General features: G+C 46.1%; 16 protein-coding genes. 4 read left to right on the forward strand and 12 right to left on the reverse strand.

Features of this window, described 5'->3' with window-relative positions:
- Positions 1-342: 342 nt before the first annotated feature.
- The 8 genes from GJR95_RS16035 to GJR95_RS16070 form a co-directional block, all read right to left on the reverse strand.
- The gene (locus GJR95_RS16035; protein WP_162386836.1) at positions 343-1,650 is read right to left on the reverse strand and encodes a kinetochore Spc7 family protein; all 1,308 of its coding nucleotides are present in this window, start codon (positions 1,648-1,650) and stop codon (positions 343-345) included.
- A 369-nt stretch (positions 1,651-2,019) separates the two neighbouring features.
- Positions 2,020-3,816, reverse strand: a complete 1,797-nt coding sequence (locus tag GJR95_RS16040) for a membrane dipeptidase (RefSeq protein WP_162386837.1) — start codon at positions 3,814-3,816, stop codon at positions 2,020-2,022.
- 255 nt (positions 3,817-4,071) lie between these two features.
- The gene (locus GJR95_RS16045; protein WP_232541201.1) at positions 4,072-4,635 is read right to left on the reverse strand and encodes a dihydrofolate reductase family protein; all 564 of its coding nucleotides are present in this window, start codon (positions 4,633-4,635) and stop codon (positions 4,072-4,074) included.
- A gap of 207 nt (positions 4,636-4,842) precedes the next feature.
- Complete coding sequence (locus GJR95_RS42800; protein ID WP_162386838.1) at positions 4,843-4,956, reverse strand: IS3 family transposase; 114 nt, start codon at positions 4,954-4,956, stop codon at positions 4,843-4,845.
- 120 nt (positions 4,957-5,076) lie between these two features.
- Positions 5,077-5,277: a hypothetical protein gene (locus GJR95_RS16055; RefSeq protein ID WP_162386839.1), complete on the reverse strand. Its 201-nt coding sequence runs from the start codon at positions 5,275-5,277 to the stop codon at positions 5,077-5,079.
- 181 nt (positions 5,278-5,458) lie between these two features.
- Positions 5,459-6,097 (reverse strand): response regulator, encoded by a 639-nt coding sequence (locus GJR95_RS16060; RefSeq protein WP_162386840.1) that lies wholly within the window; start codon positions 6,095-6,097, stop codon positions 5,459-5,461.
- Positions 6,078-7,916: a sensor histidine kinase gene (locus tag GJR95_RS16065; RefSeq protein ID WP_162386841.1), complete on the reverse strand. Its 1,839-nt coding sequence runs from the start codon at positions 7,914-7,916 to the stop codon at positions 6,078-6,080. Before GJR95_RS16065 ends, GJR95_RS16060 begins: the two co-directional genes overlap by 20 nt.
- A 477-nt stretch (positions 7,917-8,393) precedes the next feature.
- The gene (locus GJR95_RS16070) at positions 8,394-8,684 is read right to left on the reverse strand and encodes a nuclear transport factor 2-like protein (protein WP_162386842.1); all 291 of its coding nucleotides are present in this window, start codon (positions 8,682-8,684) and stop codon (positions 8,394-8,396) included.
- A 519-nt stretch (positions 8,685-9,203) separates the two neighbouring features.
- On the opposite strand from GJR95_RS16070, the gene GJR95_RS16075 reads away from it, so the two are divergent.
- From GJR95_RS16075 to GJR95_RS16085, 3 genes are all read left to right on the forward strand, one after another.
- Positions 9,204-9,623 carry a DUF3592 domain-containing protein gene (locus GJR95_RS16075; RefSeq protein WP_162386843.1) on the forward strand — a complete coding sequence of 140 codons (420 nt, stop codon included), beginning with the start codon at positions 9,204-9,206 and terminating at the stop codon, positions 9,621-9,623.
- Positions 9,624-9,790: 167 nt separating this feature from the next.
- Entirely contained in the window at positions 9,791-10,384 is a 594-nt protein-coding gene (locus GJR95_RS16080) for a DUF4347 domain-containing protein (protein WP_162386844.1), read from the forward strand.
- A 101-nt stretch (positions 10,385-10,485) separates the two neighbouring features.
- Entirely contained in the window at positions 10,486-11,025 is a 540-nt protein-coding gene (locus GJR95_RS16085; protein WP_162386845.1) for a cupin domain-containing protein, read from the forward strand.
- Positions 11,026-11,183: 158 nt separating this feature from the next.
- Here GJR95_RS16085 and GJR95_RS16090 read toward each other — a convergent pair whose 3' ends face one another.
- The 3 genes from GJR95_RS16090 to GJR95_RS16100 form a co-directional block, all read right to left on the reverse strand.
- On the reverse strand, positions 11,184-14,378 hold the full coding sequence (locus tag GJR95_RS16090; RefSeq protein WP_162386846.1) for a ligand-binding sensor domain-containing protein: 3,195 nt from the start codon (positions 14,376-14,378) through the stop codon (positions 11,184-11,186).
- Positions 14,379-14,638: 260 nt separating this feature from the next.
- Positions 14,639-17,320, reverse strand: coding sequence for an ABC transporter permease (locus tag GJR95_RS16095; protein WP_162386847.1), 2,682 nt, complete (start codon positions 17,318-17,320; stop codon positions 14,639-14,641).
- 20 nt (positions 17,321-17,340) lie between these two features.
- Positions 17,341-17,679 (reverse strand): PadR family transcriptional regulator, encoded by a 339-nt coding sequence (locus tag GJR95_RS16100; protein WP_162386848.1) that lies wholly within the window; start codon positions 17,677-17,679, stop codon positions 17,341-17,343.
- Positions 17,680-18,206: 527 nt separating this feature from the next.
- Here GJR95_RS16100 and GJR95_RS16105 point away from each other — a divergent pair.
- Positions 18,207-21,011: a M14 family metallopeptidase gene (locus tag GJR95_RS16105; protein WP_162386849.1), complete on the forward strand. Its 2,805-nt coding sequence runs from the start codon at positions 18,207-18,209 to the stop codon at positions 21,009-21,011.
- A 308-nt stretch (positions 21,012-21,319) separates the two neighbouring features.
- On the opposite strand, the gene GJR95_RS16110 is transcribed toward GJR95_RS16105, so the two are convergent.
- A complete protein-coding gene (locus GJR95_RS16110; RefSeq protein ID WP_162386850.1) occupies positions 21,320-23,956 on the reverse strand; it encodes an ABC transporter permease in 2,637 nt (878 codons plus the stop codon).
- Between the last annotated feature and the right edge of the window lie 4 nt (positions 23,957-23,960).

Below are 23,960 nucleotides of genomic sequence, written 5' to 3' on the forward strand. Positions count from 1 at the left end.
TGCTGTGAAGGTGCATTGGAGTTTTACCGCAGTTACAGCGGAAACCAAACTCAAGCGGTGGTATGAGCAGGTGAATCCGGCTTGTAATCCAAGTTGATGTAAGGATTAAATTGGAAGAGTACTAGTTGTATTGCCAACTGATGCAGTTGGTAGTTGAAGGTAGCGATGGCTCCATATCGCACCTGCGCTCGCAGGGTCGTAAATTATCCGCTTTGTCAGGTTGGCTTCTATCCGTAAAATTACCCCTCAGTGAAGAGGTTGACCCTGAATGTCTGTAGGCGAGTGAATTTTTAGTCAGCAAATAACGGAAGTCTCCTTTTTGCGAGTACAATCACTGATAATTTACGGTTTCGGAGTAGCGGTCTCCGGTATCTTTAAACTTAGGTAAGTCCCTGCACTGATCCCCAAAAGTGTCAATAAGGTTTCGTTGAATACTGGCATCGCCAACACTTTGTAAACCTGGACGATAAATATAATCCCTAAAATAAGGGTCCAGGCAGCCATTTGAAACCGGTGAAAGCTTACTCCGTTAATATCACTTAAGATGTCAATCAGGAAGTTTTCTGACTGGTTGGTTAACTTACGCAATAAAGATACTTTTTCCTCTTTTTCAGTCTGTTTAATGGCTAACTCCGCTTGCTTGGCTACTAAACTGGTTTGTTTCTCCAGTAAATCCTTTTCATTGCTGTCTATCTCGTCCTGTTTTGCTTTTACGGATTGAGACTTTACGGCGTTCGTTGAATCCTGTTCCGCTTCTCGCTTTAGGGTCTCCAGGTCCGCTTTAAGCGTTGGTAACTGGCTATTAATGGTTTGGATGTTCTCCGTTAATCCAGTATCGTCATTTTTTAAGCTCTGAATGGCCAAATCAAGCTGTCCAATTTCATTCAGGGTGTCCTTGGCGGAAACCAATTGCTTCTGGGTTTCTGTGGAATTGTTTTTATTCGCGTCAATGACGGCCGAACCAACTGCCGTCGCGGAACTAATGCCTAATAACACAAGTACTGAACCAGTGATTGAGGAACTAAAATTACCAGTAATCATACCAATAAACAGGTAAGAGGCCAGGATAATGAAGAACCAGAAGGCAATTTGAGTACGGGCCAGACTAAACGGCCTGCGTTGACCTCCACCCGGTTGAGGCACGGAATCCCGTAACAGTTCACTCTTATCTCCAATTAAGAAAAAGCCAACAACCAGTAGAATAAATAGAAAAGACCAAATGGTGAACCAGCCGTGGGGAATCACGTTAAAATTGATAGCGGCATTGGAAGGTAGGGCGAAACTGTCAACTAAACCAACGCTAACTGTTGTTTTACGGGGGGTCCAGCTGGGCTTACCCAGAATATAGGTCCAAACCTGCCTCGCTTCAGCATCCTCCGATATAGCGAGTTGAAATCGAAGCTTCCGATTCGATGAGTCGCCCAGGGGATAAATTTTAACATCTTTGAGGGGTCTGTCATCGAGGAATAAGACAATGCTCTTTTTTTGAGCTTTTCCCATTTTAAGTAATGTCGGTAGGTTCTCCACCTCAACCGTTAGTTCATCCTCAAGTTTTAAATCCTTGGTAGTGTCTGGGGCTGCACTATCCGATTCGGGCCGGGTAACTTTATACGCATTAATGACCCGAGGCAATGAGTCAGTTTGAGCCATTGAATGCAAGGGGAGCATCCATACCATACTAAAAATGAGCCCTGCACAAGCAGCACGGTTGCTTCGTAGGCAGGAAGGGACTAAACGGATTTTCCATGAAATAAGAATCATTGCAGCGCGGATTAAGGGTGGATTTTGGGGCTTTACGGAAATTCGGCCTGTCTCATAGCAGTCTGACTTCCCTGGAAGGCAATTCATGGTTTATTGATTACTAAGGATCAAATAGCTTAGAAGTCTTTAGTTGATTTCGTCTCCATTTGCCTACAATCCCAGAGCTATCCTAAAAGGGAACTCCCTTTGGGTTTTGCTACGGGATTAAAGCGGATAGACGGGTTTACTTAGGCTCTACTGCGGCAGGGCAAGAACTGGTTAGATATTCGGTTCTTGCGGTGGGTTAGGTAGGATGATCTGCCGCGTAAAGTGTGTTTTCAGAAAGTTATGGGCGTTCTCAAACAGGAATCGTTCGTAAAAATCACCAGGAAGGGTCAACAAAGGTTCTTCTATGCCTTCATTCGTTATGTGTTGATTCAAGGCGCCGACCATTCTCCCGATGAAACTCGTAAAGTTACTTCGCATGCTGGCGACAGCACTGGCGTTGGGGACAGCGTCAATGGCATCCATGATTCCGTCGTAATCAGAGCCGATGCAAATGCAGTTCCAGGCATTGGGACCACCCACTCGAACGATGTGAATGATGTTTTGGCAAAGCGACAACAATCCCTTTTGTTGCTCCAGGAAGCCAAAGGATAGATTACCAAAGATGGCATCGTCAGGATAATTCGGCGCAAAGATGCCATTGGTCGATCGATTGGTATGTGGAAAATCTACCCGATTGATGGCTGGATTTCCATTAACTGGATGGTTGAAGTCAATGTCGGCAATGGAGGGCAGCGGAAAATGATCGAGAGGGTCGCTGGAAGTTACGTTGATTTCATGCCTGCTAAACCGCTCGGTTGATTCGGTAAAGGGGCTGTTGCCCAAAATACGGTCATCAAAGGAAAGGCCAATTAACCCGCCTGATTCGACAATCAACTCGATCTCCTCGTTATAGAGATTGATCGACCAGGGATTAAATTTCAGCCGTAAATCTTCCGGGCCATCCTCTTTGAGCCGGAAGCCGAGCAAGGCTAAGGAGTCATCATGAAAAACCTCAAAGCATTCAGGATCCGGTAAAAAGTTGTTACAGGTAGCAACCGTTGGATCGAGCCAGGATAGCCCTGTTACCCCCATGTGTGAGGCAACCAGGGGTATAGGTGTAAACCCTTCCTCGTTTATAAGCTTTTCCCGGAATCGGTACCACTGGCGACGCGCTTGAATACTCATGTGCTTGAGGTCGATTAAGATTCGATCTTCCTCATCGGTCTGTCGAAGCGCTGTTCGGATGAAGTTAAGTCCTTCGTCAGTAATTCGGTTACCGTGGGGATTGAATCCACCTGCGTTCGGGTTAGTACCGTCACCAGCGAACCGGCCCGGTACGCCAAAGGCATGATTTGTTAAACAGTTAGTTGTGTGATGAGTGACTGTGATATACAGTAATCGGGGAACTTCACTACGAAAAGCCGCCTGCTTCCAATCGGCAAGGGCCTGGGTTACCTCAGCCCGATGGAGTAGCGTTTCCTGGTCGAGGACATTGACGCGGCCATAAAAATTATGCCCCCCTTCCATGTTTACCAGGATGTTAATGACATCCGGGCCAGGATCAATATCATCAAAGCTATTAACGATCTGACACCGAAATGGGCCAAAATTTCGATTGCCAAAGTCCTCGACAACAGCCAATTCACGCTGCAAGAGCGTATGATAACTAATGGCATCCGGTCGGTTGGTATCGCCAATTTCTTGCAACTGGCCAATATTCATGCCCTCAATAAACCGTAGTACGCGATTAAAACCGCAAAACTTCAGGTTCGCATAGGAGTTCTCCATGGCAAAGAGCGTCGCTACTACCACTTTGGCGCCACCTGGATCGGCCCTGTTAATATGAGTTAGGCAGGATTGAGAATCCAGAATCGTTTCTAATGGTTTGCCAAAGGCATTAATCACCACTTGTTGAACAAAGTTTACGTTCCCCGGATTGATTTTTACCGTAAATACTTGATCCGGTTGAAACCCTTTTATCCAGGTGGGCCGTAGAAACGGATGGCAATGCAGATCAAAATAAGGCATATAGGAAGGTCGTTAGGGTTTGATATAGTACCGGCTAAGCACAACGGAACCAGCAAGCCTAAATTACCTTATGGAAATGGGTAAGCACAAGGGGGGATTTCCCCTTTTCTACGGGGAAATTGGCTTCTTTTGAAAAGTATTGCTTTTCGAGCTTCACTTCCGTCACGATTTCGCCCCCTACCATTCGTTAACTTTATAACTTGCCAGCTCTCATTATGTCGGGGATGGCAGAACACAGTAAAATCAGCTTGATACTTATTTTCTTATCTCATACCATAATTCTACCATTCCGCTTTTATAGGCTGTCACCTCTTTTAGGTGCAATGTTTGTTCTTGTCCAATTTGGTTGAAAAACAATGTCCCTTCACCTAAAATAATAGGCATAATGGACAGCCTTATTTCATCCGCTAAGTTTAACCGAAGGAAATCTTTGGCCAGTATGGCACCACCTACAAGCCAGATATTTTTATAGTTTGGCTTTAATCGTTCGATTATTAGCTTGTTTAGATCGCCGGCATACAATTCAATGTTTTTTCGCTCAATCGGTAGGCTTCGATGAGTCACTACTATTGTTGGTATATCTCCGTAAGCCCATCCATACGATTTTGACAGTTCCAAAGCGTGTTCGTATGTCCGAGAACCCATTATATAGCAGTCAATTGTTTTGAGAAATTCCTGGGTGGCTTGCTCCGTAACTTCAACTCCTTTCTCATAATAGTCCGCTGTATCAAACCATGAAACGCTATTGTCTTTTTTGGCGATAATGCCGTCAAGACTGGAGACCATATGGATGGTCATTGTAAAGGCTTCTGCTTTCATAGATGTGTCATTGATAATACTTCTCTTCGTACTAATGAAAGAATATCTTTCTTTTACCTAATCTGGCCATTCTGCTTTTATTCGCTTTACATAGTTGCGGGGGCTGCGACAAAACTTAATTGTATAATGAACACCCTGAAATAAACTCTGACTCGGCATTCACCTGATCTGTATTTTTTCAGGATAAATACCCTCTATATCAACAGTTTACATCAGCCTACGTACACGTTTATGGTTTACCTGGCAGCCTGCCTGAAGCCGAACAAGTTGCATTTTTCGGTAACCATATTGAAAGGTCAGCAGGTATTGCTCATCCAACACAGGCTGGTAGTAGTAGGCTGACCAATGCAGACCCAACCACTAACATTGTTGCCGAAGGCTATCTATAGCAGTTGGATCGAGTGGTAAACAGTCTTAAACAAGACTCATTGGGGTAACCGCTCAGGCGACCCGGTTTTTTTCAATGAAAGTCAGCTCCATCTGTGAGTACCAAATCAGTTCATATAGCAGGGCAACATCAGGCACAGTAGTTGTCGAAACTGCCTTTTGAGTTGGTAAAAATAGCGCCGGTGCAGCCACCATAAATTGCTTTACCCAATCACGAATCTGGTTGGGCCGGTTGGCCGGTGCCATGTAGTTCATGACGCTTGCTGATAATAGCTAACGTGTCTTTTTCTTTGAGCAATTCAAGGACAACTTTGAGCTTAAAGTCGGCAGTAAATTTTCGTTTGTTTTTGCCTTTCATATCAGGTCTAAAGTTAGCCCGTTATCCAATTTAGCAAGTAGTTCTAACTATGGGGGCACACTAAGCCATATTATATAGCTACAATCCATGCTCCTGGGCAAAATTGATCAGTTCTGAAAGGTGCGTTATACCTAGCTTACGGTAAATGTTCTTGCGATGTGATTTCACGGTTTCTACACCAACGAACAACTTATGGCTGATTTGTGGATTGCTGAGCCCCAGTCGAAGCAATTTGATAATCTTGATTTCAGTGGGTGTAAGTTTGAAACGTACGACAAAGCTATCGTCAGCATGAAGATCGGTAGTGGGGGGGCTCGGGAAGATACGTTCTCCGGCCAGTACGCGCCGGATGGTATCGAGCATCGCTGGTACGCGAACATGTTTAAGCAGATAGGCAGCAGCGCCAGCTTCATAACACTCATTAATGAACCGTCGATAACCGTACATCGTTAGCATTATCGTTTTAACCGAGGGGAAGGTGGCTGATAATTGCCTGGCACATTCAAGGCCATTGGGGACAGGTAGGTTGATGTCCAGCAACACGATGTCCGGGCTATGTTCATGGACGGCAGGCAGTACATCACTACCCCGGAATACCTGCGCTACGACCGTTACTGAGGGATCTGCCTGGGTGAGCTGTAAGGCTAGACCATCGCTGAAAAGAGCATGATCATCAGCTAAGAGAACGCGGATTGATTCAGGGAAGGTGTGCGTCATATGGTATTTCAAGCCGAATGGTGGTGCCTGCTACCGATGTATCAACAGCCATCAGTCCTCGTAACCATTCGGTACGTGAAGCTACACTTTTCAGCCCAATTCCATTCATAGAGTCCGTGTTTTTAGTGGGGAATCCCCTACCATTATCTTCGATGGTAACATTCAACAGATCAGGATGATATACTAACTGAACAACCGACTCAGTAGCCTGGCTATGGCGCACTACGTTGTTCATTAATTCCAAGATAGCACGGTATAAAGTCAACTCCGCTAGTTGAGAAAGCGGGACGGTTTCACCTGCACTTATAAACAAAAACTTAATTCCTGATGAATCTTCTAACCGACGTGCGGCTTCTCCTACCGCACCAGCCAGCCCAAGCGTCATCAATTCATCGGGCATTAGATTGTGCGACACCGCTCGTACGTCGGTAATAATCTGATCGAGGAAATTGTGTGCATCGGAGCTGTTGGTGGGAAGTTTACCACGCAGGGCAATTAGCGAGGTGCCGATGTCATCGTGCAGATCTTTGGCAATACGTCGGCGTTCGGTTTCCTGGGCGTTGAGGAGTTGTTCGGCATACTGCTGGTGTATCGTACTAACCGCCGTTAACGACTCTTCTTTCTCTCGAATTAACTTAAAGCCAATACCAATGCCTAACACGATGATCTGAACAAATGGAATAGCATAACCAAACTTATAAAATACCCAACTTATATCGACCGAAAACAACACCGTAATGGCAAACCAGCTAATGCTTATCAGCAGGGGTAAAAAGCTAATTAAATAGATCAGGGCTTCATATTTTCGACGAGCTAGTCCAAAAACAACAAGGCCTAATATGAGAACCTCTATAACTAGGCCAACGATAGCTATAATGGATGAGTTTGTAAAACTGAACGGCAGGATCAATACATAAATGGCTGCTGAGAGTGAGAGTAAGGAAATAATTTTTATACCAATAATCCATTTCCGCTTCAATAGACTCCGAAGGAGCAAAAACTCAATCGTAAAGTTTACTTGTGCAAATCCAGCTATACCAAACATAACCAAATGCGTGTTCTCTCCCAATAGAGGGATATTGGGTAAATAATGATCCCAGATACCTACCATGCCCATAAAAGCAATTCCGTAGCTTACGGTATAAATCGCATAGTAGCATAACAGACTTTTTTTGGTTGCCAGAAACAATGATAAGCTGGTTAAAAACGCAATGAGCAAAATGCCTGAGCCCAGCGAGATTAGCAGATCGAATGAAAACCCGTATTTTATAAATTCAGGCTGGTTGTAGAGCGTAATGGGTAACATCAATACACTCTTCTCACGGATTGCTCTGCAATAAAGGGTTAGAGTTTGGTTCGGCTTTATGACCACTGGAAAGGCAAACATTCGGTGAGCCATTGGCCGATCAACAATCGGGGTTCTACGGCTAATGTGTTCTTTCCTGTAGCGTACGTTTCGCTGCTCATCCACAAGGAAGAAGGCAAGGTCGTCGATATAGACAAAGTCCACGCCAAATACTAACACCTGTTCATGGTTCGCTTCATTTCGGATTTGGCATCGGACCCAATGGGCCCAGGGAGCAAATCCTATATTTAGTATCTGTTTATCAATCAACTGAAAATCATACTGATTAGCCGTGTCGGATAAAAGAGCCTCAATTGTTACGGTTTGAGAGGTATCACTAAAATACGCGGCATGCCCAAAGAGTGTATTTTTTTCAAAACGGTCATCAATCCGCAATACACTTGGGTTATGCTGTGCCATAGTGGTATGGCTACCCCATAAAAACAGAAAGCACAGGCATGTACGTACCAGCATGATCGTAATAGTAAAACCGAAAGCACAAGCAAAGAAAAAATAGTTTACGGACACAAAAAATCCCCCGGTTGGGGGATAGGATGCGGCTTTGGGGCATGCCAATTTTGTGACGGTCAAAGGCTTTGTTTCAGAGTATCTACGATTGTTCGATGGGCAAACAAATCTGTCAACTAACCAAACGTTCATCAAGTCATTTTGTACGCAGCTAACAGAGGCTTTCAGCTAACTATCCACACCTTTCTGATTATTAAAAAGTTCCACAATGCATAGGACACGGTTTATTATTAATCGTTCCTTTGTCCTAAACCCTTTAAAGGCAGCCTATGAGAAGTAGAGTAAAAAAACTACCTTTCACTGGCTGCCTATAAAGGGTTCAGGACACCCAGACAACATAATACATATCCTTGAAATAACTTCAGGATCCGGAAAGGTTATTTCAATGCAACATACGCCCTATTAAGTCAGAACTAAACCGGTTCAACGAGTAGGCTCATCCAAATAGAGGTACAATTCTTTAATGAGCCCATTCTCAATAAGGGCAATATCCATTCCACTGGCAGCAGGTTTCGCATTGGCGGGTCCAAGTGTCCAGGCGGCATGGCTAACGCCGTGGTTGGCTACTACTGCCTTTGTTAGGATAAAGACAAATTCAGATGGCCATTGCCCCTGTAGTTTCTGTATGAGTGAATCAATCGCCTGATGACCTGTTATAGCGGGGCCATTATCCGCTTCATAAAAAACAATGTCGGCTGCATAAATCCGTAACAATTTCCTTCAACTGCTGCTCCTGGTCACGTTTACTCCAAACCTTTAGAAGACTATCTTCCAATACTTGTGCTGCTTTATTGTCCATATTTAGTTGCTTTTATTCAAAATCTAAACCTCCCAGAGTAGTGCGATAAAACAAAAATATCTGTCAGGTTTGACCATCTTCTCTCAAATTAAAGACAGTGTCAACGAGCCTATAGCTGCCTAAAAAGCGTAGTTCTCTTCGCAAGTGGAAGTATCTATTTCCTGAGCTAGTTTCTAACACTAAGAGTTAGCAGAATCGATAAAGCTTTCCCAAAAATGACTAGTTCCTTATTATTGACGAGTAGCATTCAAGGGCTATAAACCCGACCGTTTAATCAGTTCATGACAGGCTAAAACACGTACAGCTAGTAAATTGCTTTCTGCGTAATGACAAAACAGCAGGAACCATTTAAGGCTATGGCGAATCAGACGTAAATTCTATTTTCTTTACCCTATCAACCAGAAGCCACCTGGCAAACTATAATCATCCTGTAAATGGGCTACTTTATCACGTTCCTGATTGGCGTTTTGCTGCTTTTAGGTTCATTGTATTTGTTTTCTACCTCAATTAATTTTATTAAGGCAGGCACCCGTACGCTGGCTACGGTTGAAAAGCTTGTTCAGGAAAGTGGCAAAAAAGGCAAATCCACCTACAGGCCTATTTTTCGATTTACTACGATTACTGGTCAGGTGATCCATTATCCATATAAGATTGCCAGCGCACCACCCGATTGGGCAGTAGGCGAGAAAGCAACACTCGTTTATAAACTGGATGACCCTGAAAATCCAATGGTGCTTACCTATTTTGGCGCTTTTGGATGGGCCGTCAGTTTACTGGCAATTGCCACCGTACTACTCATTATTGGGGGAGGCTACTATCTCTTCGGCTATTTCGCAAGGCAATTTTTACTGTAACTATCTGCATAGCTCACTAGTTGACACCTCCTGCTCAACAGGAAGCACCACTTGCTAAACACTGGACGGCCACCGTTCAGGATTGCTTTTATTCGTATCGCTAAAGCTGTGAGGTCTCTTATCGAGATAAAGTAGCTTTTTGTAAGTTCAACCAACTACTACGATGTATGGAATCGGTAAGTATCCATCTCTTTGACGGGATCGACAAGAATTTCGCCAAGCTCCACAATCTGGATGATGGCCGAAAGGTCAACTATATGACCACCTACAAAAATCTCATCCCCTTTGGCATGCCCGCAGGTGATGTGGTTCGCTGGATCAAACAGCAGATTGGCGCCAATAAGATCCATATTCTGCGCATCGTGGCTCATGGCGACAGCGGAGCCTTCTTTCTAGGAAAGGTTTATAATGTGGACAACATTTACGAATGGTGGACGCTGCGCGGATGTTTTGATTCGGCAGCCCGCGTTGAATTGCATTCCTGTGCCATCGCCAGTGAAACCGCGCTTCATACCAATATGATCCAGCCCGGAACGACCATCAAGCGAGGCCGCTATTCAGGGAATACGGAGGGGAATGGCGTCAAATTCATGCGGTATCTGGCCTCGGCGGTGAATGCCAAAGTAATCGCTTCGATTGACGATCATGTGGTTGGTAGCAACAAATGGTCTCTGTATTCGACCGCGATGTCGAACACGGTGACGGTCTACCCAAATGGCACAATCGAAACCCAGGCCTTGAACCCTATGGTTGCCGATTAGCGATTCTGCTATAACCTAATATACCATTACTCAAAACGTATCCTTTTGATGCATAAAGTTGACTTTATTTAAACTGAGTTCTCAACTAAACACGCTAGCCGATGCAACGTCGTTTATTTCTTCAACTTCCACTAGGAATTCCTGTTCTTTCCCAATACGGTTTTCCACCCCTGGCACTGGTGAAGGGCTTCAAAGTGGAAGCTGGTAAAGACCGCTTTGGCAAAAGTCTTAATTATATCGGTGCCCGTTTTGATTTAAAAGTGTCAGGGAAAGACACCAATGGTGCCATCAGTGTTTTCGAGACCACTCGTTTTGAGAAAAAGGGGCCGATCCTCCATATGCACCCAAATTTAGATGAGTGGTTTTATGTCATGGACGGCGAATTTAAGTTTCAGTTGGGCGACGAAATTCTCTATTTAAAAGCTGGGGATTCCTTGTTTGGGCCTCGGGGCATTCCTCATGCTTTTGTCAAGATCAGTGAAGGCCCCGCCCGGCTGTTGTTGCATCATCAACCGGCGGGCCAGATGGAGGAACAGTTTTTAGAAGGGAGTCAAATGAAGAATCCTACGATTGAACAACGCGAAGCCAGTATGCGTAAATTTGGGATTATACCCGTCGGTCCCCCCTTATCACCGGACTGAGTAGAACGCTAATCACGTTCGGAAAACAAAAAAACTGTAAGTGGTTGCTACTGGGTCTTCTGTACCTAAGTCTGCGCCTGATTACTGTACTGCTTTTGACAGCACCAGATCGATACAATATCGGCTCGGCTATGGCTAACCCTTTCAGCACGACCAAATTATTCAGAGTGCTCTATCTTCAGGGGTAAGGCAATGATAACCCGGGTTCCCAGGGGCTCGTTCATTTCATTCTTTTTATCGATGACCCTTACCTGGGTTTGCTGGCCACTTCGCTGCCCAAGGAGGTGCAGACGATCTTCAGTTACCCGAAGCCCTACGCTCTTGTGGGACGAAACCGTCTTACTCTTCAGTTCACCTGCTCGCTGGCGGCCAACTCCATCATCGTCTACCACACATTCTAAATAACCAGCCTGAGACTGGATCGTAACAGTGATGATACCAGGGCCTTTTTTATGAGCGAGCCCGTGAAGAATAGCATTTTCGATATAAGGCTGGATGATCATCGGCGGAATCATTGTTTTATCCTGGGCCAGGTTCGGATCAACCGAGATTAAAAACATGAATTTGTAATTGAAACGAAGTTGCTCCAGCTCCAGATAAAGCTGCAACTGCTCCAGCTCATTCGCAACATTGACCCACTCCTGCCGGGAGTTATCGAGAATGAGCCGCATCAAGCGGGCAAATTTGACCAGGTATTTATCAGCGTTGTCGCTGTCATTTTGTAGGACAAACAGCCGGATAGCGTTCAATGAGTTATATAAAAAATGAGGATTCATCTGCGAGCGAAGGGCTTTCATTTCGGAAGCTGCCAGCTGCTCGCGAAACGCGCTTTTTTCCACCTCTTGCTGAACCAGATTTTTTTCCCGACGCTTGACACCCAGCACGACCAAGCCGATGACAACACTGAGGGCCATTGCCTGAAACCACCAGGTTTCCCAAAACGGTGGATGGATGTAGATGGGTAACCGTATAGGTGAACTCCAGGCACCATCTTTCTGTCGGGCTTTTACCTCAAAAAGATAGCGCCCGCCTTTCACGCCCGTATACGTAGCAAACGTCCGCGCCCCACTCAATACCCAATCCGGGTCATAACTTGTTAATCGATAGGCATATTCGATCAGACCTTCCTGCGGGCCCACCAGGGAGGAAAAGGTTAACGTGAAAAAATTTTCCTTATAACTCAATTCAATCGGTGGGGAATGGTTGTAAAGGGGTTTCGATTTTTCAAATATCGCAATACTGCTAACCAGTAGTTCTGGTTTTGTTTGCCGGGTTGTAAGCTGAGCCGGATCGATCAGGATCAGTTTATCCGCATTTGCGTACAAAATCATACCGTTCCGGAGTCGACACTGGGCATTCGAGAAAAAGTTATTTTCCCGCTGCCCGTAATCGATACGGGTATTGACAACCTGCTCATGAATCGGATCAAAGATCGTAAATCCTTCATACGTGCCCACCCAGAGCCTCCCCCGTTGATCAGCCAACAGCCGGTTGCAGACGTCCATGAGAAGCCCATCATTTTCCATCCAGGCTTTGAATTGATTTCGAGTGGGGTCGAACCGGATCAATCCTCCCCCTTCCGTGGCCATCCAGATATTGCCTTTTGGATCACCCCATAGGTCATTGATGGGTTGCTGTAGCACTCTGGGCTTTTGCTGAGGATTAGGTACATGTACGGTAAATCGGTCGGTTTCTGCCTGGTATTGATAGAGTCGTCCCATGTAGGTGCCAAACCAGACATTGCCCGCAGCATCTTCACCAACGGCTGTCACATTGGTAGTTTCTGATGACCCAGACAGGCTATCCAGATTATAGCATTTATAGCCTTTTGTCTGGGGGTTGTAGTGAACCAGGAATCGGGCCGATTGGTTGAACCAGATCGTTCGGCGTTTATCCTGAAAGCTCCATAAAGCCACGTTTTGAGGGTTCTTTTTGCCTGAAGGCAGTTCAATAAACGATCGATATTGGCGTGACTTGGGGTTAAAAACAAAAACACCTTTGGCCGAGCAAATCCATAGTTCGTCCTCAATAACGGTCAGATGAAAGGCCCCACCAATTTCAACCGGGAGGTCATTCGGGCTCGCTGTAGCTGGGTACTGAATGTAGGTTTGCTTGGCCTGGTTGTAGGCAATTAGTCCGTTCCAGTCCGTAGCAATCCATACAGTCTCCTTATTATCTTCTACCAGCGCCGTAATTCTAGCCTTCCCTTTTAATACAGGCAAATTATCCGATGGATTAAAAATGATAAAGCTGGATTCGGCTGGCCTGCAACTCGATAACCCATAAAGTCCCCCCAGGTAAAGGGTACCATCACGGGCCTGGATGGCATCCCAAAAAAAGTTGGAAGCGATACTGGCGGGATTGGAATCACTATGGGTTAATTCGATCCATTGTTGTTTACCAGATTGAAAATGATAGACTTTATTTTCCCAGGCACTTAGCCAGACATTGTTCTGCCGGTCAACGTAGATGGCCGAAAGTGCCGGTAAACGGGGAGCATTTGCTGCTGATTCTGGATTGTTAAGCCAGCCAATTGCCTTTGTATCGGGATTAAATGTGTTCACACGCCCTGCTTGATAATCGCCCACCAGGAGGTTCCCTTTCTGGTCAAACGCGAGTGGATAGGCTGGTCGATCCGTGAAGATCGGAGCATGATCGGGGTTATTCTGGTAATTCGTAAAGGTCTTGGTTTGAGTATCAAAACAATTGAGCCCGTTGCTCGAACCAATCCATAACTGCGTTCGTCGCGGATCTTCCACCAGGGCATTTCGATAAATCGCATTGGAACTCAAACTGGCCAAACTGGCCGGATTGTGTTTATAAGCTTTAAACTGCTTCCGATTGGGATCAAATTCGAATACACCACCCAGCGAAGTTGCCCAGATGGTACCATTCCGATCGCAAAGAATATTATTGACCGTATTATTTCGAAAGGTTTCGGCCGAATTAGGCTCCGGCAAATAATTCACAAAGGAGTTGGTTGCCTTCACGTAATGACTGACACCATTAACGGTTGCAATCCAGAGATCGCCCGACTTGTCCTCACAAATATCAATAATGGTATTATGGGCAATCGCATGAGGATTGTTCCGGTTGTATTTAAAGGAGACGAATCGCTGTCCATCAAATCGATTCAACCCATTAAATGTACCGACCCAGATATAGCCTTCCCGATCCTGATGAAGACAATTGATCAGGTTATAGGATAATCCATTTTTGGCAGTTAAATGCGTAAAGAAAAAATTATTGGGAGTGATTGCTTCCGGCTGATGCGGATTTTGCTGGCCTATCAGGATGAAGGGTAAATTGATAAAAATAAGCAGACCAAGGCAAAAAGTACGGTTACGATACATCAGGTAATTAATGAATGCCTCGTTTGATAAGGGATTAAAAATAGATTAAACATAGATACAAACAATCGATTCGACTATTCCTACTTCCTGTTGCTTCCGCCCCGGCCTCGACCAGGATAATGTTGTTCTGTTTTAGTAGAGTAATGTACACGTTAAACAGGTATTGGCTACTGGCCAGATGCTTAAGTTAAAATTCCATACCAAAGCAAAAGCACCGCAGTTCATACGGTGCTTTTGCTGGAAGTAATCTTGCGAAACCTTTATTCACTTCGCAGGCTCTTGACGGGGTTCATCAGGGCGGCTTTGATGCTATGAAAACTCACCGTAACTAGGGCAATTCCAATAGCTAGCAGGCCAGCCAAAGCAAATACCCACCATTCCAGGTCGATCTTGTAGGCAAAGCTTTGTAACCAGCGATTCATGGCATACCAGGCAAGGGGCGAGGCAATGGCAATGGCCAGCAAGACTAATTTGAGAAAGTCTTTTGACAGCAGGCCAACAATACTGCTAACTGATGCTCCGAGCACTTTGCGAACACCAATTTCTTTAGTGCGCTGCTCGGCAGTAAATGTCGCCAGGCCAAATAAGCCAAGGCAGGCAATCAATAAGGCAAGTAACGCTGATCCGTTTATGATATGGAGCAAGGCATTTTCTGCTTCGTATTGCTGCTGTATGTCAGCATCTAAAAAAGAAAATTCAAAGGGTATAGCCGGGATAAGTTTTTGCCACGTAGCTGCCAGACGATTCATCAATTCAGGCAGGGCATCCGTATGAATGTCCGCGACTACATAGTTGAGCTGCTTTGGCTTAGCAGTCAGTACCATTAGAGGTCGAAGAGGTTCTTTTAGTGACCGGTAGTGAAAATCTTTTATTACCCCGATTATCGTGTAGTCCTCCCGCAGGTTCTGATAATCTAGAAAGATACGTGACCCAACGGCCTTTTTGAGTGGAATTGTAAGCTTACGGAGCGTTGTTTCATTGACCAGCACCTGACGATTCGTATCAACCTGGGTCAGGTAGCGACCCGCCAGAAGCGGAATATGAAGCGTTGTTAAAAACGTTTCATCTATCCGATTAACCCAAACACCAGTACCCATTTTCGCTTTTTTTCCAGGCGGCTGGTAAAACATAGGCATATTTTCGCCAACCCAACGGCCGGGGTAGTTAGCTGCACTGCCAATTTGGGTTATGGCCAGCTTGGTTCGTAAGCTTGTAGTAAAGGCAAACCGCTGAGCTTGTGCTTCAGGTGTCGTAAATGTAAAAACGATTTTCTGTTGCTGGTCAAATCCTAAATTTCGAGTTTTGATAAAATTCAATTGCTGTGTAATAACAATAATAGCGATCAATAGCGTGATTGAACCAACGAACTGTGTAATGACCAAACCTTTCCGAAGGGAGATAGACGTATATCCGTTGCGTAGATTTCCTTTCAGGACGTTCACGGCCTGATATGCACTTAAATAAAACGCCGGATAGAAACTCGACAGCAAACCTGTGACTAGTATCAAGATCACCAAAATCACGGCAGTAGGACCTATATGGGTGAACATAACAGGCAATTCGGCTTGCAGTAAGCCATTTAAAATAGGTAGCAACAGCCATACGATTGGTATTGATAGTACCGCAGCCATAGTTACTAACAGCATTGATTCACCGATAAAACGCCCGGCTAAAGAGGAACGACTGGCTCCCATTACTTTCCGAACACCTACTTCCCTGGCACGTCCTGTTGAACGAGCTGTGTTCATGTTCATGAAATTAATGCAGGCCATGAATTGAATCAGTCCGGCAATCAGGAGCATGAGCCGGATAAATTGGGGATTGGCATTTTTTTCAAGTTCCGAATCCAGCTGAGAGTGTAAATGAATGTCGGTTACAGGCTGAAGATGTAATGATTTTTTGATCGAAACCTGTGCCAATTGCTCCTGACCATGGTGGAGGAGGAAAGCAGGCAATTTGGCCTCTAGCTGATGCGGATCGGCTTTTGGGTTCAACCGGATATAAGTATAAACCAAATTCTGCCCTACCCATTGATTACTGGTCCGGAGAAATTCTACCATGCCCCCGGCCCGAAAGGACATCAGAAAATGGGCCCGGATATGCGATTTTCCATACGTCTCATTGTATACTCCCGTCACTCGATATAATTCATTATTAATTAATAACGACTGATTAATAGCTGGATGACTGCCGAATAGCTTACCGGCGGTTTCTGCTGATAAAACAACCGTATAGGGTTCATCCAGGGCATGCTGGGAGGAACCTTCTAAAAACTGGTAGGTGAAGAGCTGAAAAAAGGACGAATCTGCATAATAGCCTTTGGTTTCATAGAATGCTTCATTGCCTTTCTTAAGCAGGAACCGTTCCTTACCGGGATCTTTAAAAAGTCTGGTTACGGCCATTATCTCCCCAAAATCATCCTGTAGCGCTTTGGCAATAGGCGGAGACGAAGGAGCCAATTGAAATGGATCTCCGCCAGGTTCAATTACTTCCGTACTAACTCGATACAATTGTTTGGCCCCTGCATGTTGCTGATCATATCCATACTGATTGTATACGAAGAGAAGCATGTATAGACTGCAACTCGTGCCGATCGTTAATCCAAAAAGATTGATGAACGTAAAGGCTTTGTTTTGCCATAAATTCCGGAAGGCGATTTTGAGGTAGTTGCGGATCATAGTGGGATCGAGTGATGCAAATTGAGGATATGGGGCCGGGTTGCCGGTGCGGTGGTGGGGTTTAGCAAAGAAAGGGTTCAGGTAATGCAGAACGGCCCAGCCATACTCACGCCGGGCTTGCGAAATCCCTACCTGAGCGACACGCTTGTAAAAAATCTCCTGCAAGTCACCCTGTAGATCTTCCAGCAGATAGGGCGAAACGAACCCTTCCAGGAGTCGATCGGCCCAACGGGGCGGTTCGGTCTGTTCTCTATTGGTAGCCATTGGTTAATGTCTTATTTCGTTTAGCCACCAATGAGTTGAAGTTTGCCATCCGGAATGGCCTGCCACAACTGCTGACGCATCGCCTGGATCTCCAGCAGGGCTTTGCTGCCCAAGGCCGTTAGGGCAAAAAATCGTTTTCGCCTTCCACCCCGCTCGGCGGTGGCACCGCCCAACTGGGAGGATAAGTAGCCCTTTTCTTCGAGTCGGTATAGTGTTGCATGAACGGCGCTGATAGTAATGCTCCGACCGGTCTGCTGCTGAAGTTGCTCCCAGATAATGACTCCATAGGCCTCATCCCCACAAGCGGCCAACACCAGTAGAACAACCTCTTCAAACTCTCCCAGAAAGGTTCTTTTCATTGGATTGGTTATGCTAGGTAGTTAGTTATAATAAAGCAAAACAAATCCAATGCCAATTTGCGTAGTATAGCGATTAGGATGAATGAGGCAGTATTTGTCTTGAAAACATAAGTAGCGTCTGTCCAGTAACGGACAGCTAGCGGACACCAGTGGACAACAAAATGGTAGGCAAGAAAAGGCTACTGAAACCCATTGAGCGACAACTCGCACTTAAGCTTAAGTATGTATTAGTAGGTTTTTAGTGTATTTTCAATATTACCTACGGTGCAGGCCAGGAACTCCTCAACAGATAGCTATGTGGTTTTGTGTAATGGCTGCAAATCGGGGATGGTATTTGGGCTTTCTGCAACAGGGACAGTATTTATAAGAATTGTTTCGAGTGTCGGGCGGAGAGCCAATTTTTAAAATAAGTCAGAATTATTGTCCTGTTTTAATGTATACTATAATATTTTATATCGAACAAAATCGACTTCATAAAATAAAGATATATTTGCGAATTGCCCCCTGCCTCCAAATAGCTACTTCCAATGACCAGACAGCTACTGTTGTTCATTCTCGTTCTCCTGATTCACCGACTGGAAGGATACACCCAAACGGTACCATCACCCAAAGAGCATTTTGGTTTTGCGATTGGTGACGATTATCAGCTCTCAAATTATACGCAAACCGAAGCCTATTTTAAAAAACTGGCAACCTCTGATCGGACGAAATTGGTCGACATTGGGTTAACGGCTGAAGGTCGGCATCAATACATGCTGATCGTAACGTCTCCCGAGAATCAGAAAAAGCTGGCTCACTACAAGGAAATTTCCCAGAAGCTGGCTCGGGCCGAAACACTGACCGATGAGCTGGCTCATGCCCTGGCCAGCGAAGGAAAGGCGGTTGTCTGGATCGATGGCGGACTGCACTCGACCGAAACCGTTGGAACCATGCAACTGATTGAAACGGCCTGGCAGTTGGTGAGTCGCCAGGACCCCGAAACGCTTCGTATTCTGGATCAGGTTATCGTTCTGCTTACCCATGCCAATCCCGATGGACATGAACTTGTTGGCAACTGGTACATGCGCGAACCAGTGCCCCAAAAACGCACTCAGGATCACTTACCAAGACTTTACCAGAAATACATCGGGCACGATAATAACCGGGATTTCTTCATGGTCAATATGAAGGAAACCCAGCATATGAGCCAGCAACTATTTATTGAGTGGTTTCCGCAAATCATCTACAATCATCACCAGCGCGGACCAGCGGGCTCGGTACTAGCGGGACCACCCCTACGTGATCCGTTCAATTTTGTGCTCGATCCGTCGATTGTAACGGGTATGGATGCCCTGGGTTCGGCTATGATTAATCGGTTGAATACCGAAAACAAACCAGGTTATACGCGACTAACCGGCACACCCTACTCAAACTGGTTTAATGGTGGGCTGCGTTCGATCAATCTTTTCCATAATATGATTGGGCTTTTAACCGAAATTATTGGCAATCCAACCCCCGAGACAATACCACTTGTTCCCGAACGGTTGCTACCCAATGGCAATACGCCCTTTCCGGTTACCCCTCAGAAGTGGCATTTTAAACAATCGATCGACTACTCGGTATCGCTGAATTATGCCGTGCTGGATTATGCAGCCCGCCAGCGCGATCTGTTGCTCTACAACATTTACCGGATGGGAAAAAACTCCATTGAACGGGGTAGCCAGGATTTCTGGACCCTCTACCCGAAACGGATCAATGCGATCACTCAGGCCTACCAGACTGATCAGAAAAAAACGACAGCAGGCTCTTCCGCAAGCACGACTCCCGATCAATTTGGATTACTACCACGCGGTGGCGGATTGCCCGTCAAATACTATGATACAATCATGAAAGCGCCAGCCTTGCGCGACCCGCGTGGATTTATTATTCCGGCCGATCAGGTAGATTTCGCAACGGCCGTCAGGTTCGTCAACGCGCTGGTTAGAAGCGGTATTCAGATTCAGCAGGCAACGGCAGACTTTACCGTTGCGGGCAAAAAATACCCGGCCCGTTCCTATATCGTTAAAACGGATCAGGCCTTTCGTCCACACGTACTCGACATGTTTGAACCACAGGACTATCCCAACGATTTTCAGTATCCGGGTGGTCCTCCGGTACGGCCCTACGATGTAGCGGGCTGGACACCGGCTTACCTGATGAATGTGAAGTTCGACCGTATTCTGGTTGGATTCGACGGCCCTTTTAAAAAGTTGCCCTATGGTGAATTGCAATCGGCTGAGGGTCGATTGTCGGGCAATGCCAGTGCTGGTTATGTGCTGACTGCACAGGCAAACCATTCATTCATAGCGGTCAATGATTTACTGGCCGCCGGTATTGAGGTCTATCGCTTGCCCAATGGCTCCGATAACCAGGAGACGGCAGGATCGTTTTTTGTTCCAGCTTCGCCCAAAGCCAAGAGTTTATTGGCCAAAGTGGTTACTGATTTTGGGCTGGAGGTATCGGGGCTGACCAAACGTCCGGCCAGTCAGCTTATCAAAATGGCACCTATGCGCATTGCCTTGTGGGATACCTATGGTGGATCGATGCCTTCGGGTTGGGTACGCTGGCTGATGGAACAGTACCATTTTCCGATGAAGGTTATTTATCCGGGCGATATCGATGCCGGTGATCTTAAGAAGAAGTTCGATGCTATCATTTTTGTGACCCAGGCAATACCCCCCGCTGGCCGATCGACCGAAGGGGGTGCCAGACGAGAGCCGCAGGCCGAAGAAATACCCGTTGAGTATCGACCCTGGTTGGGGCGGATTACGGCGGAGAAGTCCATTCCGCAACTGAAAGCCTTTCTGGAAGCTGGTGGTACGATCGTGACGATTGGCACCAGCACGAATCTGGCTTATCATCTGAAGCTGCCCATTAAAAATGCACTGGTTGAAATGACGTCAGCGGGACAGGAAAAAGCATTACCCGCCGAAAAATTTTATGTGCCTGGCAGCGTATTACGGGTTACGTTAGATTCGACGCAACACGCTACCTGGGGTATGCCAACATTAACGGATGTATATTTTGAACATAGTCCAGTTTTTAAAGTAGCTCCGGAAGCCATTGCCAAAGGAATCGTCACTCCATTGGCGTGGTTTGCAACCGATAAATCCCTGCGGAGTGGCTGGGCTTGGGGGCAGTCTTATTTGCAGGACGGGGTAGCCGCATTTGTGGCCCCAATCGGTGCTGGTAGATTATTTGCATTTGGTCCGGAAATAACGTTTCGGGGGCAGGCACACGGTACATTCAAACTACTTTTCAATCAACTTTACACACTGGGATCGGTTCCAGCTACTGGCCCATCAGGTGATTAATCAGGAGCGTACAGGCGCGCCAACAAGCAGATTAATACCCATTGAGGACTAATTCAGTTAGTCCCTAACGTATCCGGAATACGTTGGCCATTTCTCTTGCCTGGAAGTCTTGTGATCCTACCAAAATGGCGAAAGAATCTTGTCTGGCCGTAGGCAAAAGTCTCAACCTATAGCTTTACGAAAGTAGCCTATTGGCTCTACCTTTGTTAAAGGGTTGCGTTTGAAATGGCACTTTTATTCACAAGTTTACTTCATCAAAAGCACCCTATGATCTGCGGTGCTTTTGATGAAGTAAACTTGTGAAACCTCTATTCACTTCGCAGGCTCTTGACCGGATTCAGCAACGCTGCTTTAATAGCCTGATAACTCACCGTCAGCAATGTAACGGCCAGTGCCCCTAACCCTGCCACGACAAAAATCCACCACGACAGTTCGGTACGGTATTTATAATTCTGGAGCCAGTCCGACAGTACGTAATACGAAATAGGTGCCGCCAGACAGAAAGCCACCAGAATCAATAGCACAAATTCTTTCGACAGCAACCCCCAAACATTGAACACCGATGCGCCGAGCACTTTCCGAATGCCAATTTCCTTGGTTCGTTGCTCAGCCATAAAGGACGCTAAGCCAAACAGTCCGAGGCAACTAATCAGAATAGCCAGCATGGCAAAACCACCCGCCAGTCGACCGATACGTTCTTCGTTGCCGAATTTCCGGGCGAACTGGTCGTCGACAAATTTGTAGTCGAAAGGTGCATCGGGGCTGTAGCTTTTAAACACCTGCTCTATTTTTGCCAGCGCGTCATGGGCCGATAATTGCGGGGCTAAGCGTAGGTTAATTGTATTGACATTCCGGTAGTTAACCACAAAAAAAGACGGGTTGACGGGCTCAAACGGATTTTCTTTCACCATGTCTTTGACGACACCAACCACTGTATATTCCTTTCCACTTTGCCGGACAATTTCGCCAATTGGACGTTTAAAGCCCATTAATCTAATGGCCGCTTCATTTAAAATTATTGATGAACTATCTGTCGTAAAATCCCGGGAGAAATCCCGGCCTTCTTTCACCTGCCAGCCGATCGTTTTGCCATAGTCATGCGTTACATAATTCGACATCACCAGTGGTTTACTATCGGTCTTTTTCCCCTTCCACGAAATATTGGTTGTGCCTCCTGACTGAGTTGTTATCATACCCGACGATTCTGACATACCGGCCACGGCTCCTGTATTGAGCAAATCATTACGGAGGGCAATGTAGTGCCCGAACAGTTCAGGTACGTTCATCCCGATTTCAATCAACCCACTGCGGCTATAACCCATCGGGCGATCTTTGGCGTGTTCAATCTGCCGAAATACGATGATGGTACCGATGATGAGTGTAACGGAAACCGTAAACTGAAAACCGACCAGTACTCGCCGAGGAATCGTAGCTGAGCGGCTGGTTCGCATGAGGCCCTTCAATACTTTGATGGGCTGGAAGGAGGATAAGTACACTGCCGGATAACTACCCGCAATCAACCCCGTTAGCAGGCTGAAACTCAGTCCAGCGAGCCAGAACAGCGGATTGGTCCACAAGATGATCATCTTTTTCTCAGCCATCTGATTGAAAAACGGCAGCGTAAGCTGTACGAACAGAATGGATAGGCTAAACGCCAACACCGCCATGAGCAGCGATTCGCTGAAAAACTGCGCTATCAGTTGACTCCGTAACGACCCTATCGCTTTGCGAATGCCAACTTCTTTGGCGCGCTTCTCGCTTCGTGCTGTGCTCAGATTCATGAAATTGATGCAGGCCAGCAACAGCACAATAACGCCAATGCTACCAAATAGCCAGACAAACGTTATGATTCCGCCCGTATTGACTCCGTCTTTAAAATCAGAATACAAATGCCATTTCGTCATCGGGTGCAGGAAAAATTCGGGTTTGTAGCCCGGTGGATCATCCCGCTTCATTCGGATATCCTTGATCTTGGCCGAGACAGCATCGAAATCGGCACCTGGTTTGAGTTGAACGCAAATCTGATACGAATTGGAATCCCATTCATTCCGGTCGCGTTTGGCACCTTCATCGTTGGCCGCAAAGAATTTCCAGGGAACCAGAAACGTTACGTCGTTGAACGTATTGTTGGCCGGAAAATCTTCGTAAACGCCAGCTACTTTTACCGTTTGTTTATTGTCCAGTTTGATCAGCTTATTGATCGGATTTTCGGCTCCGAACATCGCATTGGCAAGTGATTCAGACAGGAGAATCGAATTGACATCATTGCTCCCAAATCGTGTGCCTGACAGGATGTTCAGCGACAGCATATTGATAAAATCAGGCTCGACGTAATTGCCTAATTTCATCAGTTTTTTCTCGCCAGCAGCCAGCACAACTTCGCGTGTTACTGACAAACCAACCGATTCGAAATCCGGGTATTTGCTCCGTAGCTCCTGCGCCAGTGGAATCGGCATCACGTCGTAGGACGATTTCTCTACGTCGAACTTCACGAACTGCCAGAGTTTGGCCAGTCGGTCGTAGTTTTTAAACTGCTTGTTGTACGAGAGTTCGTCATAGATCCAGAGCCCAATGAGCATAGACACGGTCATGCCGGAGGCCAGTCCAAAAATGTTAATGAACGAATAAACCCGGTTCTTAGCCAGGTTGCGAAAGGCGATTTTGAGGTAGTTGCGGATCATAGTGGGATGGAGTGATGCAAATTGAGGATATGGGGCCGGGTTGCCGGTGCGGTGGTGGGGTTTAGCAAAGAAAGGGTTCAGGTAATGCAGAACGGCCCAGCCATACTCACGTCGGGCTTGCGAAATCCCTACCTGAGCGACACGCTTGTAAAAAATCTCCTGCAAGTCACCCTGTAGATCTTCCAGCAGATAGGGCGAAACGAACCCTTCCAGGAGTCGATCGGCCCAACGGGGCGGTTCGGTCTGTTCTCTATTGGTAGCCATTGGT

This window comes from Spirosoma endbachense (genome assembly GCF_010233585.1).
GTDB lineage: Bacteria > Bacteroidota > Bacteroidia > Cytophagales > Spirosomataceae > Spirosoma > Spirosoma endbachense.

Coding starts and splice junctions, on each gene's coding strand:
- GJR95_RS16035 (WP_162386836.1), bottom strand. CDS start 1,650: ATGGCTCAAACTGACTCATTGCCTCGGGTCATTAATGCGTATAAAGTT.
- GJR95_RS16040 (WP_162386837.1), bottom strand. CDS start 3,816: ATGCCTTATTTTGATCTGCATTGCCATCCGTTTCTACGGCCCACCTGG.
- GJR95_RS16045 (WP_232541201.1), bottom strand. CDS start 4,635: ATGAAAGCAGAAGCCTTTACAATGACCATCCATATGGTCTCCAGTCTT.
- GJR95_RS16055 (WP_162386839.1), bottom strand. CDS start 5,277: ATGAACTACATGGCACCGGCCAACCGGCCCAACCAGATTCGTGATTGG.
- GJR95_RS16060 (WP_162386840.1), bottom strand. CDS start 6,097: ATGACGCACACCTTCCCTGAATCAATCCGCGTTCTCTTAGCTGATGAT.
- GJR95_RS16065 (WP_162386841.1), bottom strand. CDS start 7,916: ATGCTGGTACGTACATGCCTGTGCTTTCTGTTTTTATGGGGTAGCCAT.
- GJR95_RS16075 (WP_162386843.1), top strand. CDS start 9,204: ATGGGCTACTTTATCACGTTCCTGATTGGCGTTTTGCTGCTTTTAGGT.
- GJR95_RS16080 (WP_162386844.1), top strand. CDS start 9,791: ATGGAATCGGTAAGTATCCATCTCTTTGACGGGATCGACAAGAATTTC.
- GJR95_RS16085 (WP_162386845.1), top strand. CDS start 10,486: ATGCAACGTCGTTTATTTCTTCAACTTCCACTAGGAATTCCTGTTCTT.
- GJR95_RS16090 (WP_162386846.1), bottom strand. CDS start 14,378: ATGTATCGTAACCGTACTTTTTGCCTTGGTCTGCTTATTTTTATCAAT.
- GJR95_RS16095 (WP_162386847.1), bottom strand. CDS start 17,320: ATGGCTACCAATAGAGAACAGACCGAACCGCCCCGTTGGGCCGATCGA.
- GJR95_RS16100 (WP_162386848.1), bottom strand. CDS start 17,679: ATGAAAAGAACCTTTCTGGGAGAGTTTGAAGAGGTTGTTCTACTGGTG.
- GJR95_RS16105 (WP_162386849.1), top strand. CDS start 18,207: ATGACCAGACAGCTACTGTTGTTCATTCTCGTTCTCCTGATTCACCGA.
- GJR95_RS16110 (WP_162386850.1), bottom strand. CDS start 23,956: ATGGCTACCAATAGAGAACAGACCGAACCGCCCCGTTGGGCCGATCGA.